This window comes from Halorientalis pallida (assembly GCF_004118325.1).
Lineage (GTDB): Archaea > Halobacteriota > Halobacteria > Halobacteriales > Haloarculaceae > Halorientalis > Halorientalis pallida.
Genome location: NZ_RDFA01000002.1, coordinates 639,463 through 654,470, shown reverse-complemented (window position 1 = coordinate 654,470; position 15,008 = coordinate 639,463). Strand labels below are relative to the sequence as shown.

Sequence of the window (15,008 nt, the reverse complement as noted above, 5' to 3'; positions counted from 1 at the left end):
ACACATCCCCGAAGTGATGCGCCGTCGTACCCTCCTCGCGACAGTCGGTGCCGGGTTCGCGGCCGGTTGTTCGGAGTCGATCCCGCTGCTCGGTCCCGAAGACACCCCGGCAGAGACCGAGACCGACGACACGCCCCGAGGTCCCGACGCACCGCCCAAATCGCCACCGACGACCGACGAGCCGACCGAGACCGAACCGACCGAGACCGAGCCGACCTAACCGACCGAGACGACGGACGAACCCACCCGGGCCGAACGCGAAGCCGCGGAACTGCTCTCGAAGGCGCGGACGAAACTCGGGAAGGCCCACGCGAACTACGTCGGCTTCGCCGGTCCCGCCGACGCGACCCTCGTCGACGTTACCGTCTCGGCCGACGTCAGCGTCTCTCAGATAACCGATCACGTCGGCGTGGCCCGGGATTCCCTCGGAGAGATGCCACGCCGCGCGGGCGGTGACCATATAACCGCCGCTCGGCGTCTCCGGCGAGTCGCGACGTTCCTCGAGCAGGGCGTGCGCTGTCAGAAAGCGCTCGGCGACGCCTCCGGCGAGTTCGAGTACGTCGTCGGCCGCCTCTTCGCCGACCAGACCGGTATCATCTCGGGCTCGCTCGGCACGATGCGCGAGAATCAGGCGTCGGCCGCCGACCACCTCGATGCCATCGAGAGCGAGACGACCGCCACGGACGCGGCCGCCCTCGACGAACTCGACGGCGAGACCTACTCGGCGAAAGTCGACCAGCTACGGCGAGCGGTCTCGGCCTTCGAGACGCTCCCCGACGCGCTCGCGAAGATCAAGCGCGGCTTCGACGCGTTCAGGCAGGGCGGCGACGCCTACCTCGGCGAACAGTACCTCGACGCCGAGCAGACCCTCGGGACCGTCGGCACCGAACTCGACCCCGCCAGCGAAACCCTGTCGTCGCTGACCGCACCGGCCCCGGTGGCCGACGCCATCGACGACCTGACCCGCGTCTCTGATACCATCTCGGTCGCCGCCGTCGACCTCGAAGCCGCCGCCGAGGCCGGCACCAGAGGCGCGCGGAGCGAGCGCCGGGCCGCGTTCACCGACGTACAGACCCACCTGGAGGATGCGACGGTCGCACCCGACCGCCTCGAAATCGTCCGCCGCCTCCTCCGGCGGTAATCAGGCCGTCTCGACGAACCCGACGAGGTCGTCCGCGCCCACGAACCCGTCCGCCTTCCGTGCAACCGGCTCACCGTCCTCGAACACGACCAGCACCGGGACGCTCTGCACCCGAAACCGGTCGACGAGTGGCGGATCGTCGCGGGGATTCACCACCCCGACCGGGATACCCGTCGCTCGCGCAACGTTACTCAGCACCGGCTCCATGCTCTGACAGATCGCACACCCCTCGGTGTAGAACTCTACCAGTGCACGGTCGTGGTCGGCCACGAACCCGTCCAGTTCGTCGGCATCGGCCAAGTGTACCGGCCGATTCTCCGTCTGTTCGCTCATGCTCTACCGAGGGGTTCGAGCCGTTTAGCCTCCGCGGCCTGCACCTGCCGGCAGTCCGCTCTTTGCTCACGCCGGCCGAGCCCGAGCTATGAGCCCCACCATCTCCGCCGTCGAAACCACCGACGACTTCGTCCACGTCCGCTACCGCGACCCCGACGCGTTCGACGCGATCCGGACCCCCGACTGGGCCGCAAAGGCCGCCAGTTCCGTTGCCGAGGGCAGTGAAGTCCGGACCGGCGACCGCGAGGGCGACGACGACTGGCTCGTCCAGAGCGTTCTGGTTCCCGTCGGCGTGGCCGCGAACGAGGCGAACGCCCGCGAGATCGCCGAGGAAATCGTCGCGAAGATCGAGGCGTGAGTGGTTCGGCGGCGTGGCGTCGGCCCGGTTCGGTGATGACCTCGACACCCCGTTCTCGGCAGGCCAGTGACGACCCCCACGTTGCTTCTGCCGGAGCGTCAACACTGCCAACAAGGGATGTCGCACCAGATCCGTGTCGAGGACCACGTCTACGAGCGACTCAAGGCGAACAAACGCGACGACGAGTCGTTCAGCGATGCGGTCGAGCGACTGATCGGTGGCCGGTCGCTCCGCGAACTCCGCGAGGTGTTCGACGACGAGCAGGTGGCGGAGATGCGCGAGGCCATCGACACGGCCGACGAGCAGGACCGAGACGAGGTTCGCGAGGTCGCGGAACGGTTCGAATGATCGTCGATACGAGTTTCGTGCTGGACGTCATCGACGGCCTCGACGCCGCAGTCTCGAAAGAGAAGAAACTGGAAGCGGCTGGCGTCCCGCTGGTCATCCCGGCGATGACGGTCCTGGAGTTGTACATCGGCGTCGGGAAGGTCGCCAGCACCCAGCAGGAACGACAGCAGGTCGAGGCCATCCTCGACTCCTACCCGCTCGTGGAGACGACCCCCAGCATCGCCCGTCGCGCCGGGCGACTACTCGGTGAACGACTCGCCGATGCAGCCGACGGCGAGGAGCCTGGCATCGGAAAGGGAGACGCGACCATCGCTGCGACTGCGATAGAGCGGGACGAACCCGTTCTCGCCGGTGACGCACACTTCGACACGATCCCCGGTGTCAGTGTCGAACGTATCGTTGATGCAGACTCGTCGTCGCGGGTTCTCGTGAATACGGCGGCGTAGTCAGTGGGGCACTGCAACCGATCTCATTCATATAGCCCAGCCGATTCTCCTGACCGACCGTCTCGGTTACCCCAGACAGTCGATCAAGTTCGGCCGAGTATGCACACGTCCCTCGCCGGCTCGTGTGCATATCGCGGATCGTCGGAATCTCGACGTGCGACCCCTTGGACTCGCACAGCATCCGATTCTTCGCATTTAAACAAGGTCCTCGATGGCGTCCAGAAACTTCTGAAAATCCTTTGCTTCGCATTGGTCTGCGATTTCACGTAGCGTTCCGGTCGCGACCTCGTCATGCATAGGGACGATGACCGTCCGTCTCTCTCCAGTATCCGGATGGATGTAGCGGAGTTTGACGTGACTACCGGACTGGTCCACACGTCTGTATCCCCACTCGTCCAGGGCTTTCACGATTTCTCTCCCGGAGTACGTCCGTCGCGACACAAATAGCGGAAAGAGGGGGCTCCCCAAGAAGGTTCGCAACGCGGGGTGGAAGTGAGCTACGCGAAAGGGTACGTACCGTCAGAAGACTTAATCGTCAAACCAGGGTGCGTCTGGTTCTTGGAAGTCCTCGTTGTCAGGAGCGGGGCGAGAATGAAGATCAAGCGCTTCTGCCAAGTTTGCTAAAGCCTCTGGTTTTGTATCTCCCTGGCTCGCTACTCCCGTTTCTTCATCTCGGGCAACGATGAGGCCGTCACTCTCGAACACAGTGACTGTCCCGCTTTCATCCGGAGCCCGAGGCGTCGTTCCCATGCGTGTACCCACACGACGAGAAAGGTTAGGACTTTCCCCTTGTCGACGTGGTCGACGTGGTCGCCATGGTCATCATGGTTGCTGGGGGAAACGATTTCAGTTATTCTGCCCGGTCTAAGCCTGGAAGTCCCTGTACCCTCACTTTTGCCACATTACTTAGACGTGCGACTGTCGTCTCACTGCCAACAGTCCCACGATGCAAGCCAAATTCGATCTCGACGACGTTGTAGTGAGCCCGCTGTTCGTGCTCTCGTCGGCTATCGCCACGGGACTCATCAGTTTCTAGTTCATGGGCCTCAACTTCGCCAGTACCGCACTCCAGTTCACCAGCGAGGGCTAGAAAGCTTCCAGCGCGGTGAGGAAGTAAGAAGGAACGGAATAGCGAGCGATTTCAGATGAGGTGGTCAACACGCGAAGCGAGTTCGTACTCCTCGGCCCAGTTGATCTGCGGGCGATTCTGCACGTCGTCATCGACACGGAGCGAAATCGACCTGTCGAATTCTTCCGAAGAGACGAGATAGCAGGTCTCGATCTCGGCAGCATAGACTACAAACCAGTCTATCCTTTCTCTGTCTGTGGAGTCGGGATCGAACGTCACACACCCATCTCTCAGCCAGCCAGGTGTCACAGTAATCCGCTGGAACTGGCCATCATCCGGTTCGACGAGTAAGTCGCACTCGTCGAGATTCAGCGAACGAGCGACCGAGAGTTCTTGTCCTTTCAGCTCGGCTGCGACAGTATCGACTATCTGGTCTCGCATTTTGTGGTTACAATCGTCCGGTTGCGGCGGCCAGCGCCCGTCGAATTCGTACTCCTCCGCCCAGTTGATCGTATGGTGAACCTGCTCTGGTTCCTCGACTCTGAGTTTCATCGAGGAATCGAACTCCCGCTCACCGACGACGTGGATCGTCTCCAGTTCCGGGGTGTAGACGAAGAAGTAGTCCACGTCACCTTCGTACTTCTCGTACGAATTGCCAGCCGAATTCGTGTGCTGTGATCGGGTGTGAAAGTCGATTTTGCCGTCGGTTAGCCGGCCAGTTTTGATCTGAACCCTGAGAATCCGGTTTTCCGGTGTTTCGACCAATATGTCGTATCGTTCGTTATCGCCAACCGGTTTGGAAACTGGAATTGCACGGCGTTTCAGTTCAGCAATGACTGTGGCTTCAGTCGCATCACCCCGTAGGTGTGTCTCCATTTGCTGTCCCCTCAGTAACTAATTGTTCGGCGTCTATTATAAAGTTGCGTAATGTTGCAACCATTCGGTCTATAACCATCCGAGAAAATCACTCAAAAAATGTCGCGTGCGTTACTGACTGAGACTGAGCGAAAACGCATCGCCGGCGATGTGGAGAACGAGCAGCGCCGTCACGAATCGATTTCACGAGTCCGACGGCGGATCAGAGAGGAGTTACCCAGAGATGTCGAAATTCTTCGGGAGAACCATCCAACTCTGTTCGCGGAACTGGAATCCGTCGTCTGTGACGAAGAGGACTAAAATCGGGGTTCGTCGGTTGAAAGCGCAGAAAATGGGACCGCCCGGATTTGAACCGGGGGTATGGCGTCCCAAACGCCAAAGGTTACCAAGCTACCCCACGGTCCCATACCCATCAATCGCCGACGCCCGGAGGTAAGCGTTTCGTTGCGGTACGGGCCTGAACGTTTTTGCTACTCGACACCAACCTACGGGACATGAATATCGGCGAGGGCGAGTCACTGGTGGAGTACGACGCGGGGGCGGCGCTGGAGGCGGCGACCGACCGCGCGGGGGACTCCCTGCTGGTCTGTGCGGAGTACACGCCGGAGGACTTTCGACTGGTGTACGTTTCGGACCGACTCCAGGCGGAGTACGACGAGTTGGACGACATCGTCGAGGCGGGGAAGTTGTTCCACCACTACGGCCAGCTGGATTTCGTCGGCGAGGACCAGTTCGCGGAGTTCTATCCGACGCTCTCGGAGACGCAGGCCTTCGTCACGTACACCGACTACGCCGTCATCGGCCGGGTCGTCGGGGCGAACGAGGGATTTTACTTTTCGGTCGAGGGCGGGACGGAGGTCACGCCGCTGGTCGACGCGGTGACCGACGTCGTTCGCTAGACGCCGAAGAAGAAGGCGATTCCGAGAGTGGTGGCGACGGCGAAGACGAGTTGGAGCGGTGCGCCGACGCGGATGTAGTCGGTAAAGCGATAGCCGCCAGGGCCGTAGACGAAGAGGTTGGTCTGGTAGCCGACGGGGGTCATGAACGCCGTCGAGGCGGCGAAGGTCACGGCGAGGACGAAGGAGAAGGCCGAGGCACCCAGTTCGATGGCGACGGTCACCGCGACGGGAACCATGAGCACGACGCTGGCGTTGTTGCTGATGACGTTCGTCAGCAGTGCGGTCACGACGTACAACAGGCCCAGCACGGCGACCGTTGGCAGCGAGGCGGCCGCGAGGACGACCAGATCGGCGATGAGGGCGGCCCCGCCGGTCTGTTCCATGGCGATGCCCAGCGGGATGACACCGGCCAGCAGGAAGATCACGTCCCACTGGACGGCCTCGTACACTTCGGGTGGGCGCAAACAGCCCGTCCCGACCATCGACAGAGAGCCCGCGAGCGCCGCCGTGACGATGGGCAAGAGGCCGATAGCGGCGAGGCCGACCACGGCGGCGACGATCCCCAGCGCGACGGGGATCTTGGACTCTCGGAAGTCGGGGCGTTCGATCTCGCCGACGACGATGAAGTTGCGGTCCCGGTCGAGTCGCTTCAGCGACTCCGGCGACCCCTGGACGAGCAGGGTGTCCCCGACTCGCAGCGGCACGTGGTCCATGCGCTTGCGGAACACATCGCCGCCGCGTCGGAGCGCGAGGACGGTCGCGTCGAACTGCTGTCGGAACTCAGACGTCGCCAGCGTCTCGCCGACCAGCTGGGCACCGGGGGCGACGACGACCTCGACGAGGTTCTGTCGCTCGTTTGCCGCCTCCAGTTCGGCCTCGTCCACGTCGACTTCGGGGAGCAGGTCGAGCCCCTCGGCGTCGCTGACTTCCACGAGGGTATCCCGGTCGGTCCGGATCGCGAACACGTCGCCGGCCCTGATCGTCTTCTGTCCGAGCGGTTCGAGGAAGACCTCGTCGTCGCGGATCAACTGGATCAGGTCCACGTCGAAGTCGAACTCCCCCATGGCCCCCCGGACCGTCCGGCCGACGACCGGTGAATCCTCCCGGACGACGACTTCGGTGAGGTACTCGCCCATCTCGAACTCCTCGGTGAGGTCCTCGTCGGGCTTGATCCGGGCGGGCGTGAGCCAGCGGCCGACGGTCATGAGGTAGGCCGTGCCGACGACAGTCAACACCAGGCCGAGTTCGGTGAACTCGAACATCGAGAACGAGTGCAGATCCAGCGTCGGGTACTGCTGGCCGAGTCGGCCGGCGATCTCGGAGGCCAGGATGTTCGTCGACGTGCCGATCAGCGTCAACATTCCCCCGAACATCGAGGCGTAGGACAGCGGGAGGAGTAGTTTCGAGGGCGAGGTGTTCCCTTCGTGAGCCAGATCGGTCACCATCGGCAACAGGATCGCGACCGCGGCGGTGTTGTTGATGAACCCCGAGATGGGGCTGACGAAGCCGATGGTGGCCCCGAGCTGGCGGGACTCACTGTCACGGGTGATCGCGGCGATCTTGCGGCCGGCGATCTGGATGATGCCCGTGCGCTGGACGCCCGCACTCAGAACGAACATCGCCAGCACGGTGATCGTCGCGGGGTTCGCGAAGCCGGAGATACCGCGTTCGACGGCAGAGATCCCCCGCTCGGGATCGCTGAGGACGATCAGCGGGTCGGCAAAGAGGCCGACGTCGGCGGCGACCACCGAGAGGGGTTCGACGAGCAAGAGCGCGACCATCACCCCGATGGCGGTGATGTCGATGGGCACCGGCTCCGTCGCGAACATGACCAGCGCGACGAAGATCAGCGCGAAGACGAACACCATGCCCGGCGTGATCGGCGCGAGTGCCACGCCCAACTCCTCTCGGGGGAAGTTTGAAAAACCAGAGGGTGTCGGCACGCGGCCGGACCCGGTCGAAGTATCCGTTTGCTGTAACGTATTCTGCCGGGCGCGTTTCGGGACGTGTTTCCGATCCCCGATTCTCTTCTTTTGGAGCGTCTCGCGGACACTGATATGGTTTTCGACGTAGCATACTTGACCGCAGAGCCCCTAGGCAAAACACGAGGAAACCTACGAATTATGACTACTATCACACCGGTCGAGACCGACGCGTCCGAACGCGAGCGCGGGGACTACGAGGAGGTCGCGGTTCCGGTGCTGGTGATCGGGGCCGGCGCGGCGGGCGCACGGACGGCCATCGCGCTGGCCGAGCACGGGATCGACTCGCTCGTGATCGGGAAGCGCGACCACGGTGACGCACACACGGTGTGGGCCGCCGGCGGCATCAACGCCGCGCTCGGGAGTCTCGACCCCGAAGACGACTGGGCGATCCACGCCGCCGACACAATCGACGAGGGCCACCACCTCAACGATCCGACCGCCGTCGAGACGGTGACGCGGGCGATGCCCGACCGCATCCGCGAACTCGACGCGTGGGGCACCGAGTTCGCCCGGACGCCCGACGGGACGATCGACCAGCGATACTTCGGGGCCCAGTCGTTCCGGCGGACCTGCTTCGTCGGCGACCGAACGGGCGAGGCCATCCTCGACACGCTGGTCGGGCGAGCGCAGGAACTGGAGATCCCCTACCGGGAGAACGTCATGGTCACGGAACTCCTGTCGGACGGCGAGCGCGTCTACGGCGCGGCCGCCTACGACATGGAGGACGGCCACGAGATCCTGTTCCGGGCGAGTCACGTCGTCCTCGCCGCAGGCGGGTTCTCGGCGCTGTGGTCGCGTCACTCCTCGCGCGAGGACGAGAACACGGGCGACGGCCCCGCGCTGGCACTGGAAGCGGGCGCGGACCTGCTGGACGTGGAGTTCGTCCAGTTCCACCCGACTGGGATGGTCGCCGACGACGAGTGGGACGACGACTGGAACGGCCGCCTCGTGACCGAAGCGGTCCGCGGCGAGGGTGGCCGCCTCTACAACGCAGACGGAGAGCGGTTCATGGAGCGGTACTCGCCGGACCAGATGGAACTGGACGCCCGCGACGTGGTGGCCCGCGCCATCCAGGCGGAGGTCGACGCTGGCCGCGGCACGGACAACGGCGGCGTCTACCTCGATATCAGCCACCGCGACAGGTCGTTCCTGAAAGAGCGCCTCCCCCGGATGTACGAGCGGTTCCAGTCGCTCGGCGTCGACCTGGCCGCGGAACCGGTCGAAATCGCGCCGACGGCACACTACACCATGGGCGGTGTCGACGTGGACTTCACGACCGGCGAGACGGGCGTCGACCGACTGTACGCGGTGGGCGAAACCACCGCAGGCGTCCACGGTGCCAACCGGCTCGGCGGCAACTCGCTGGCCGAGACCGTCGCGCTGGGGAAGATCGTCGGCGATCACATCGCGACCGCGTACGCACCGCAGCGTACCGACCCGCTCCCCGAGCGCATACGTGCAGCCGCCGAACACGAGTTCGACCGCCTGGCCGCGCTCGCGGCCGCCGACGGCGGCGAAAGTCCGCAGGAGCTGATCGAGGAACTGGGTGAGTTGCTCTGGGACCACGCCGGCATCCGCCGGGACGGCCCCTCGCTCGCCGACGGCCGGGCGGCGCTGGCCGACCTGCGCGAGCGCGCTCGCCACGTCGGCGTCGCGGGCGACCACACCGGCCGCCCCTTCGAGTTCGCCGTCGACCTGGGCTTCATGCTCACGCTCGCGGACGTGATCCTCCGGACCGCCGCCCGGCGGACGGAGTCACGGGGCGCTCACTACCGGACCGACTACCCCGAGCGCGACCCGGACTGGCGGCGGAACGTCCTCGTCACCCGGGACGGCGAGGACCTCCGCCTGTCGACCCGAACGCCGGGGACGCCAAGCGAGCGCGTCCAGCGGGCGCTCGACGAGGGTTACGAACTCGACTACCACCACCTGGAGTGAGGCCGTGATCGGCCCGCCTCACGCGCCCAGCCGATCCCGGATGGCCGCGTAGGTCGCCGCGAACGAGTCGTCGTCCCGGAAACACCCCGCAGCGACCCCGAGCGGGTCCAGCCGCGCGACGCCGTTTGCCCCCTCGACGACGAACTGCAGTCCCTCCTCGCTGTGCTGCCACTCCCCGCCGACGGTTCCCTCGATCACCAGCGCGAAGTAGCCGCCGGCCTCGGTCACGCGGTCGATCTGGAACTGCGAGTCCGGATCGTGGAGGTCGAAGTCCGCGAACGTCGCCGCGTCGTACTCCTGGGCGACGAGCCGGTCGAGACGGTCCAGCGAGTCCGGCGAGAAGTCCAGATCGTAGCCGGGGTAGGTCGCCGCGAACGCCTCGGCGTTCTCCTGTAGTTCCTCGGGCGTCGGCAGGGTCGGCCCCGACTCGGCCGGCCCGCTGTCGCTGATCTCCGCGGCGAGAGCCGCCCGTTCGGCGTCCTCGTCCGGGTCCGACTCGCTGGTCTCCGCATCGGGCGTCGCGTCCGCCGGGTCCCCGTCCTCGGGTCCCGCGTCGCCGTCGACTGGTCGTGCGTCGCCCGATTCGGTCGTCTCGGCGGCGTCGGGTTCGCCGTCGGAATCGGCCGCGGCGGCAGTGGTCTCCGCCGCATCCCCGTCCTCGTCGTCGCGGTCGACGAGTCCTGCGGCGACCGTCTCCGCGATCGCGGTTTCGAGCGGGGATTTTCCCTCCGGATCGACCGTCGGTTCGGTATCGGTCTCTTCGTAGGCGGCCTCGCCGTCTGTGGCTTCGTCGGCGGCGTCGTCGGACTCGGGGTCCGTCCGCTCGTCGGAACTGTTTGCTGTGGACGGGTCGTCGTCCGCCCCGGCGACCACCGACGCGGCCAGCGGATCGGTGTCGTCGTCTTCGTCAGGGTCGTCGCCGGTCGGCCCCGCGTCCGTCTCGGCAGTCTCGGTCACAACACCGCCGTCGACCGACTGCGCGTCGGCCTCAGCTATCCGAGCATTGTCGAGCGAGTCGTCGGTGGTCCCGGCATCCGTCGCGCTCGCCGGGGTGTCTGACTCGGTCCCAGCACCGGCCTCGTTCTCGCCGGTATCGTCGTCGGGTTGCACCGCGGTCAGGTCCTCGTCTTCCCGGTTCGTGGCGGCGGGTGTCTCCGTGCTGGGTGTCACACCGGCCGTCGTCGCCACCGCCGGGACTTCGAGGTTCGCCCGGTCGGTCAGTTCGTTGAATCGTGTGGCGAACACCGACGGCCCGGACAGCGAGTCCGCCGCCACCGAGAACACGGACACTGGGACCGGGGGCGCGCTGGTGTTACCCTCGACGGCTACGACGATGTCGTCGTCCCGGCGGGTCCACTCGGCGTCGAGGCTCCGGACCAGCGTCTCCCCGTAGTAGCTGCCGAGTTGCTTGACCAGTTCCGTGAACATCCCCGAGTCCATGTCCGACGCGCCGAGTTCGGCGTTTTCGAAGCGGCCGTCGTCCCACTCGCTGTCGGCGAGCTCGTCCAGTCGAGCGAGCGACCGCGGCGAGAAGTTCAGGTCGTAGCCGTCCCAGAACGCGGCGAGTTCTTCGGCGTGAGACGCCACGTCGCTCGTGTCGACGGGTTTCGGTTCCGGCTGGTCGGGTTCGTCGTCGTCCTCGGTGAACCGGTCCGCAACCTCGCCGAAGACCGGTTCCTCGGCGAAGGAGTGGCCCGCCAGTTCGAACACGTCGACGGTGGCGGGATCGCCCTCGTACTCGAGCGAGACCGCCCAGCGCTCGCCGTCTTCCACCCACTGGCCGTCACGCTGGCGGACGAGTACCTCACCGAGGTAGCTCCCGGCCTGGATCGTGTAGCGAGTGTGGAGGTCGGCGACGGTGTCGTCCCCCTCGTCGTGCATCACGTCGAGTTTCGCGCCCTGTTTCGCGGCGAAGTCGTCGAGTCTGGAGAGCGAGTCGAGCGAGTAGTCCAATTCGTGGGCGTCCCAGTCGGCGACGGCGTCGGCGGCTTTGTTCCGGAAGGTCGTCGGCGTCGGGTCCCGTCGCTCGGGCGCAGCCGCGTCGGCGTCGTCGGCCGGCTCGTCGTCCCCCGAGACGAGCCCGCGGACGGAGTCGAAAAGCCCCATACTCCGCTGTCCGGTCGCGGCGTGAATATGTGTTACGGGCACCGGACACGTCCGGCGGCTGACCCGTCACTCCTCGTCGCGCAACTCCAGGTCCGCGACGATCCGCGCCGGATCCTTGCCCTTCCTGATGCCGTCGAGCATCAGGAAGGCCTGATCGGGCGCGAGGAAGTGGCGGGTGACCGCCCGCCCCAGCGGCGTCGGTTCCAGCCCGTCGATGAACTCGTACTCCAGGAGTTTCCCCAGCGCGTGTTTGGTCGGCACTTCCCCGACCATCCGGTCGTTGAGCCGCTTGGCTCCCTTGCCGGCGACGGTGACGTTGGCCAGCGTCTCCTCGACGGCGGCGCTCTCGTCGTAGCGGGTGATGACGGGTTCCATCTCCCCCTTGAGGAGTTTGAACGCCACCTCGTCCTCGGTCATCTCCATGCTGTTGTGGTAGACGCCGTCGGGTTCGACCAGCATGTACACCGTCCCCTGGTCGTGGTAGTCAGGCCGCCCCGCCCGGCCGAGCATCTGCTCGAACTCCTGGACGGTGAGCCACTCGATCCCCATGGCCAGCGAGTCGAAGATCACCTGCGAGGCCGGGAAGTCGACACCCGCCGCCAGCGCCGCCGTCGTCACGACCGCCGCCAGGTCCTGGTCGGCGAACTGCGACTCGACTTTCTTGCGACGCTTGTAGTCCAGCCCCGCGTGGTACGGCGCGGAATCGTACCGCAACTTCCGGGAGATCTCGTGACACCGCCGCCGTGAGTTGGTGAAGATTATCGTCTGCCCGCGATAGCCCTTCGAGGACTCCTGGTCGAAGGCTCGCTTGACCAGCTTGTCTTCCACGTCGATCTTCTCCAGCCCGTCCGCGAAGGTAAGGTGGCGCTCGATAGGCACCGGTCGCTCCTCGAACTCGATCAACTGCGCCCGCAGTTTCTCGGCCAACTGGCCGGGGTTGCCGACCGTCGCCGAGAGATAGATGTACTGGGTGTCGGCGGCGGAGTTGTGCGCTTCAGTGTAGTGTTTCAGCCGCGAGACCAGTCCGTCCAGCCGATGGCCCCGCTCTTCCTCGCCGAGCGTGTGGACCTCGTCGATGACGACGGTGCCGATGTTCCCGAGGTCCTTTCCTGTGCGGAGCGCATGGTCGATGCCTTCGTAGGTACCGACGATGATGTCGGCATCCGGGGAGAAGCGGTTGCCGTCGTCGTTGATCCGGCTGGCACCCACCCGAATCGTCACGTCGGCGATATCGCCGTAGCGCTCCTCGAACGACTCGTGTTTCTGGTTGGCCAGTGCGACGAGGGGGACGAGAAACAGCATCTTTCCCTCGCCGTTGAGCACGCGGTCCAGCCCGGCCATCTCGCCGATCAGCGTCTTCCCCGTCGCCGTGGCGCTGACCACGAGTTGATCGCGCCCGTTCAGCACCTCGTTCTCGACGGCCAGGCTCTGGACCGGGAGCAGGTCGTCGAACCGGCCTTCGAGTTTCGACTGGATGCCCGGGTGCAGGGAAAGCGAATCGACGGGCACGGGCTCTACGTCGTCCAGCGTCGCGCTGATCTCGTCGAACTTCGTCAGGTCGGGGTCGAGTCGCCCCTCCAGCAGGTTGGTGATCCGGTCCAGATCCTGCACTTCCAGGAGGAGTTCTTCGAGGCGCTCGCGGGCGCTGGCGCTCATCGACCCCTGCATCGTCACCTGTCGGTCGAGTTCCTCCTTCGCGCAATCGGGACAGATCGACTCGTCGTCGGCCTCGATGGCCGTCTCGCTCGTGATCGGTGAGTAGCGGCCGTCGCGGGCGCAGAACCGACAGGTCCGGACGACCTTGGCGTCCAGTTGGTACCCGTCGAGCATCGCCAGCAATCGCTGGCGACCCGACTGGGAGGTCTGCTGTGAGATGCGGATGCGCGAGGCCCGGCGCGCGATGTCGACGAACTCGTCGGGACTGCGCGGTTCCTCGCTGGTCCCCTCCTTGATCCGGAACCGCCCGGGGCGCGGGCCCGCGTCGGTCTCCTTGAGTTCGAGGACGGCCTGGAACAGCCGCTTGTCGTCCCGTTCGACGACCACCCGGTAGTCGTCGCCGGACTCGTGGAGGAACAGGGTATCGACCTGCGCGACCTGCCGTGACACGCTCCAGTGTACTCGGGTGAGGTATTTCAGTCGCTCGGAAACCGAACAGGTCGCCGGGCCGGTCACTCCACCAGTTCGATCTCGTCGTCGCCGTTTGGTACCGCACAGACGAACGCCCCCTCCTCGTCGCCGTCGTTGCGGTACCAGTGGACGACGCCGGCGGGGATGAACAGCGAGTCACCGGCAGATACCTCGTACGCCTCGCCGTCGATCCCGACGGTGTACTGGCCCGCGAGGACGTGCTGTTCGTGTTCGACCGCGTTCGTGTGTTCTGGAATCTCGCCGCCCGGCGCGATGGTGAACCGCCGGATCGCGAAGTTCGGTGCGCCGTGGTCCTCGTTCAGCAGGACGCCCTTCTCGACGCCCTCGGCGGCGTCGACCGTCTCGTAGGCGATCTCTTCGGCCCGGCGGATCAGGGGAGCAGGGTCGGGGTCGGTATCGGTCACGATCGGGGACACGGCCCGAGCGCGCAAAGCGACGGCGGTGCCCGGGACCGGACGGCGAGTGACACCCGACCTGCAACAACAGTGAGGCCGGTGGGGAGCGAACCTGCCGGAGGAGGGTTCCCGGGATGACCGACACGGAGCGACACTGGCAGCGCCGACGGGACCTCGAAGGCGGGAAGGAACTCGGCGTCTGGCTCCTGACCGACGGGAGGAGCGTCGAGCGGGAGCTGTACGTCGAGTCCCACGAGTACCGCGGTGGTGCCATCGACCTGTACACGTACGCGGACGGCGACTGGATCCACGAAGGGGAGTTCGAGGCGGTCACCGACGCCTTCGCGGCCGCCCGGCGAGCGCTCGAGAAGAGCGACTACCCGCTCGTCGACGCCTGATCACTCGACGATGGGCTCGAAGTACTTCGGGAGCCGCTTGCGCAGGGCGGTGTAGACGCCGGCACCGGCGACGAGCGCCAGGGTCAGCCAGCGGATCGACCCGGAGAAGACGAGGACGACCGGCACCGCGAACGCGGCCGTGACGAGAAAGTCACGCGGCGCGCCGTCGTACGGGACGACGTACCGGGCGCGGAGCCACCGGCCGGCGACGTGGCAGTAGACGGCGTCGGGGTTCGTCCGCTCCCAGGGCCGCAGTTCCTCGCCGGCTCCCAAGGCATCGCTGGCGGAGTGGACGGCCGCCGCGAGAAAGCCCACCGCGACCGCGGCCGACAGCGGCGTCGGTGCGGCCAGCACGAAGCCGGCGGCCAGCGCCGCGGGGACGAACAGCAGTGCGGGGGCGTGGAGCGTCCGGCGGTGCTGGCCAACGAACAGGTCCACGTCGGGCGCGGCACCGCCGATCGCACCCCCGACCGCGGCCGCGGTCCCCAGCGTCGGCTCCACGGTCGCGACGGCGGCCCCGAGCGCGAGCCCGACCACGACGTGTGTCGGTGCCATCATGGCTGTGCGG

The 15,008-nt window shown here is 65.9% G+C and carries 17 protein-coding genes and 1 tRNA gene; 8 read left to right on the top strand and 10 right to left on the bottom strand.

Going from position 1 to position 15,008, the window contains the following annotated elements; translation table 11 throughout:
• The first annotated feature begins 16 nt into the window (after window positions 1-16).
• Both EAF64_RS08580 and EAF64_RS08575 read left to right on the top strand, forming a co-directional pair.
• Window positions 17-220: a hypothetical protein gene (locus EAF64_RS08580; protein ID WP_129068552.1), complete on the top strand. Its 204-nt coding sequence runs from the start codon at window positions 17-19 to the stop codon at window positions 218-220.
• 213 nt (window positions 221-433) lie between these two features.
• Window positions 434-1,141, top strand: a complete 708-nt coding sequence (locus EAF64_RS08575) for a hypothetical protein (protein ID WP_129068551.1) — start codon at window positions 434-436, stop codon at window positions 1,139-1,141.
• Here the strand turns inward: EAF64_RS08575 and EAF64_RS08570 are convergent, their stop codons facing one another.
• On the bottom strand, window positions 1,142-1,474 hold the full coding sequence (locus EAF64_RS08570) for a thioredoxin family protein (RefSeq protein WP_129068550.1): 333 nt from the start codon (window positions 1,472-1,474) through the stop codon (window positions 1,142-1,144).
• An 88-nt stretch (window positions 1,475-1,562) separates the two neighbouring features.
• Between EAF64_RS08570 and EAF64_RS08565 the strand changes: the two genes are divergently transcribed.
• From EAF64_RS08565 to EAF64_RS08555, 3 genes are all read left to right on the top strand, one after another.
• Window positions 1,563-1,832 (top strand): hypothetical protein, encoded by a 270-nt coding sequence (locus EAF64_RS08565; RefSeq protein ID WP_129068549.1) that lies wholly within the window; start codon window positions 1,563-1,565, stop codon window positions 1,830-1,832.
• Window positions 1,833-1,949: 117 nt separating this feature from the next.
• Window positions 1,950-2,180: an antitoxin VapB family protein gene (locus EAF64_RS08560; RefSeq protein WP_129068548.1), complete on the top strand. Its 231-nt coding sequence runs from the start codon at window positions 1,950-1,952 to the stop codon at window positions 2,178-2,180.
• Complete coding sequence (locus EAF64_RS08555; protein WP_129068547.1) at window positions 2,177-2,626, top strand: PIN domain-containing protein; 450 nt, start codon at window positions 2,177-2,179, stop codon at window positions 2,624-2,626. The genes EAF64_RS08560 and EAF64_RS08555 overlap by 4 nt, the downstream gene beginning before the upstream one ends.
• 195 nt (window positions 2,627-2,821) lie before the next feature.
• On the opposite strand, the gene EAF64_RS08550 is transcribed toward EAF64_RS08555, so the two are convergent.
• The 4 genes from EAF64_RS08550 to EAF64_RS08530 form a co-directional block, all read right to left on the bottom strand.
• Window positions 2,822-3,067: a type II toxin-antitoxin system HicA family toxin gene (locus EAF64_RS08550; RefSeq protein WP_129068546.1), complete on the bottom strand. Its 246-nt coding sequence runs from the start codon at window positions 3,065-3,067 to the stop codon at window positions 2,822-2,824.
• Between the two features lie 87 nt (window positions 3,068-3,154).
• A complete protein-coding gene (locus tag EAF64_RS21795; RefSeq protein ID WP_129068545.1) occupies window positions 3,155-3,376 on the bottom strand; it encodes a type II toxin-antitoxin system HicB family antitoxin in 222 nt (73 codons plus the stop codon).
• A 391-nt stretch (window positions 3,377-3,767) separates the two neighbouring features.
• On the bottom strand, window positions 3,768-4,571 hold the full coding sequence (locus EAF64_RS08540; protein ID WP_129068544.1) for a group I intron-associated PD-(D/E)XK endonuclease: 804 nt from the start codon (window positions 4,569-4,571) through the stop codon (window positions 3,768-3,770).
• Between the two features lie 332 nt (window positions 4,572-4,903).
• Window positions 4,904-4,976 (bottom strand) — tRNA-Pro (locus tag EAF64_RS08530).
• A gap of 89 nt (window positions 4,977-5,065) precedes the next feature.
• Between EAF64_RS08530 and EAF64_RS08525 the strand changes: the two genes are divergently transcribed.
• Window positions 5,066-5,470: a hypothetical protein gene (locus EAF64_RS08525; protein WP_129068542.1), complete on the top strand. Its 405-nt coding sequence runs from the start codon at window positions 5,066-5,068 to the stop codon at window positions 5,468-5,470.
• Here the strand turns inward: EAF64_RS08525 and EAF64_RS08520 are convergent.
• Window positions 5,467-7,338 (bottom strand): SLC13 family permease, encoded by a 1,872-nt coding sequence (locus tag EAF64_RS08520; RefSeq protein ID WP_129068594.1) that lies wholly within the window; start codon window positions 7,336-7,338, stop codon window positions 5,467-5,469. The genes EAF64_RS08525 and EAF64_RS08520 overlap by 4 nt on opposite strands.
• Before the next feature lie 255 nt (window positions 7,339-7,593).
• Between EAF64_RS08520 and EAF64_RS08515 the strand changes: the two genes are divergently transcribed.
• Window positions 7,594-9,393: an L-aspartate oxidase gene (locus EAF64_RS08515; protein ID WP_193767621.1), complete on the top strand. Its 1,800-nt coding sequence runs from the start codon at window positions 7,594-7,596 to the stop codon at window positions 9,391-9,393.
• An 18-nt stretch (window positions 9,394-9,411) separates the two neighbouring features.
• Here the strand turns inward: EAF64_RS08515 and EAF64_RS08510 are convergent, their stop codons facing one another.
• From EAF64_RS08510 to EAF64_RS08500, 3 genes are all read right to left on the bottom strand, one after another.
• A complete protein-coding gene (locus EAF64_RS08510; RefSeq protein WP_129068540.1) occupies window positions 9,412-11,499 on the bottom strand; it encodes a hypothetical protein in 2,088 nt (695 codons plus the stop codon).
• A gap of 66 nt (window positions 11,500-11,565) precedes the next feature.
• Window positions 11,566-13,605 carry a DEAD/DEAH box helicase gene (locus tag EAF64_RS21530; RefSeq protein ID WP_129068539.1) on the bottom strand — a complete coding sequence of 680 codons (2,040 nt, stop codon included), beginning with the start codon at window positions 13,603-13,605 and terminating at the stop codon, window positions 11,566-11,568.
• 62 nt (window positions 13,606-13,667) lie between these two features.
• The gene (locus EAF64_RS08500; RefSeq protein WP_129068538.1) at window positions 13,668-14,051 is read right to left on the bottom strand and encodes a cupin domain-containing protein; all 384 of its coding nucleotides are present in this window, start codon (window positions 14,049-14,051) and stop codon (window positions 13,668-13,670) included.
• 125 nt (window positions 14,052-14,176) lie between these two features.
• Between EAF64_RS08500 and EAF64_RS08495 the strand changes: the two genes are divergently transcribed.
• Entirely contained in the window at window positions 14,177-14,440 is a 264-nt protein-coding gene (locus EAF64_RS08495) for a hypothetical protein (protein WP_129068537.1), read from the top strand.
• On the opposite strand, the gene EAF64_RS08490 is transcribed toward EAF64_RS08495, so the two are convergent.
• Window positions 14,441-14,998, bottom strand: coding sequence for a metal-dependent hydrolase (locus EAF64_RS08490; RefSeq protein ID WP_129068536.1), 558 nt, complete (start codon window positions 14,996-14,998; stop codon window positions 14,441-14,443). It lies immediately after the preceding gene.
• Window positions 14,999-15,008: the final 10 nt, after the last annotated feature.

What these genes read in the sequence shown, in the direction of transcription:
- EAF64_RS08580 (WP_129068552.1), top strand. Translation starts at nt 17, where the DNA reads ATGCGCCGTCGTACCCTCCTCGCGACAGTCGGTGCCGGGTTCGCGGCC.
- EAF64_RS08575 (WP_129068551.1), top strand. Translation starts at nt 434, where the DNA reads ATGCCACGCCGCGCGGGCGGTGACCATATAACCGCCGCTCGGCGTCTC.
- EAF64_RS08570 (WP_129068550.1), bottom strand. Translation starts at nt 1,474, where the DNA reads ATGAGCGAACAGACGGAGAATCGGCCGGTACACTTGGCCGATGCCGAC.
- EAF64_RS08565 (WP_129068549.1), top strand. Translation starts at nt 1,563, where the DNA reads ATGAGCCCCACCATCTCCGCCGTCGAAACCACCGACGACTTCGTCCAC.
- EAF64_RS08560 (WP_129068548.1), top strand. Translation starts at nt 1,950, where the DNA reads ATGTCGCACCAGATCCGTGTCGAGGACCACGTCTACGAGCGACTCAAG.
- EAF64_RS08555 (WP_129068547.1), top strand. Translation starts at nt 2,177, where the DNA reads ATGATCGTCGATACGAGTTTCGTGCTGGACGTCATCGACGGCCTCGAC.
- EAF64_RS21795 (WP_129068545.1), bottom strand. Translation starts at nt 3,376, where the DNA reads ATGGGAACGACGCCTCGGGCTCCGGATGAAAGCGGGACAGTCACTGTG.
- EAF64_RS08540 (WP_129068544.1), bottom strand. Translation starts at nt 4,571, where the DNA reads ATGGAGACACACCTACGGGGTGATGCGACTGAAGCCACAGTCATTGCT.
- EAF64_RS08525 (WP_129068542.1), top strand. Translation starts at nt 5,066, where the DNA reads ATGAATATCGGCGAGGGCGAGTCACTGGTGGAGTACGACGCGGGGGCG.
- EAF64_RS08520 (WP_129068594.1), bottom strand. Translation starts at nt 7,338, where the DNA reads ATGGTGTTCGTCTTCGCGCTGATCTTCGTCGCGCTGGTCATGTTCGCG.
- EAF64_RS08515 (WP_193767621.1), top strand. Translation starts at nt 7,594, where the DNA reads ATGACTACTATCACACCGGTCGAGACCGACGCGTCCGAACGCGAGCGC.
- EAF64_RS08510 (WP_129068540.1), bottom strand. Translation starts at nt 11,499, where the DNA reads ATGGGGCTTTTCGACTCCGTCCGCGGGCTCGTCTCGGGGGACGACGAG.
- EAF64_RS08495 (WP_129068537.1), top strand. Translation starts at nt 14,177, where the DNA reads ATGACCGACACGGAGCGACACTGGCAGCGCCGACGGGACCTCGAAGGC.
- EAF64_RS08490 (WP_129068536.1), bottom strand. Translation starts at nt 14,998, where the DNA reads ATGATGGCACCGACACACGTCGTGGTCGGGCTCGCGCTCGGGGCCGCC.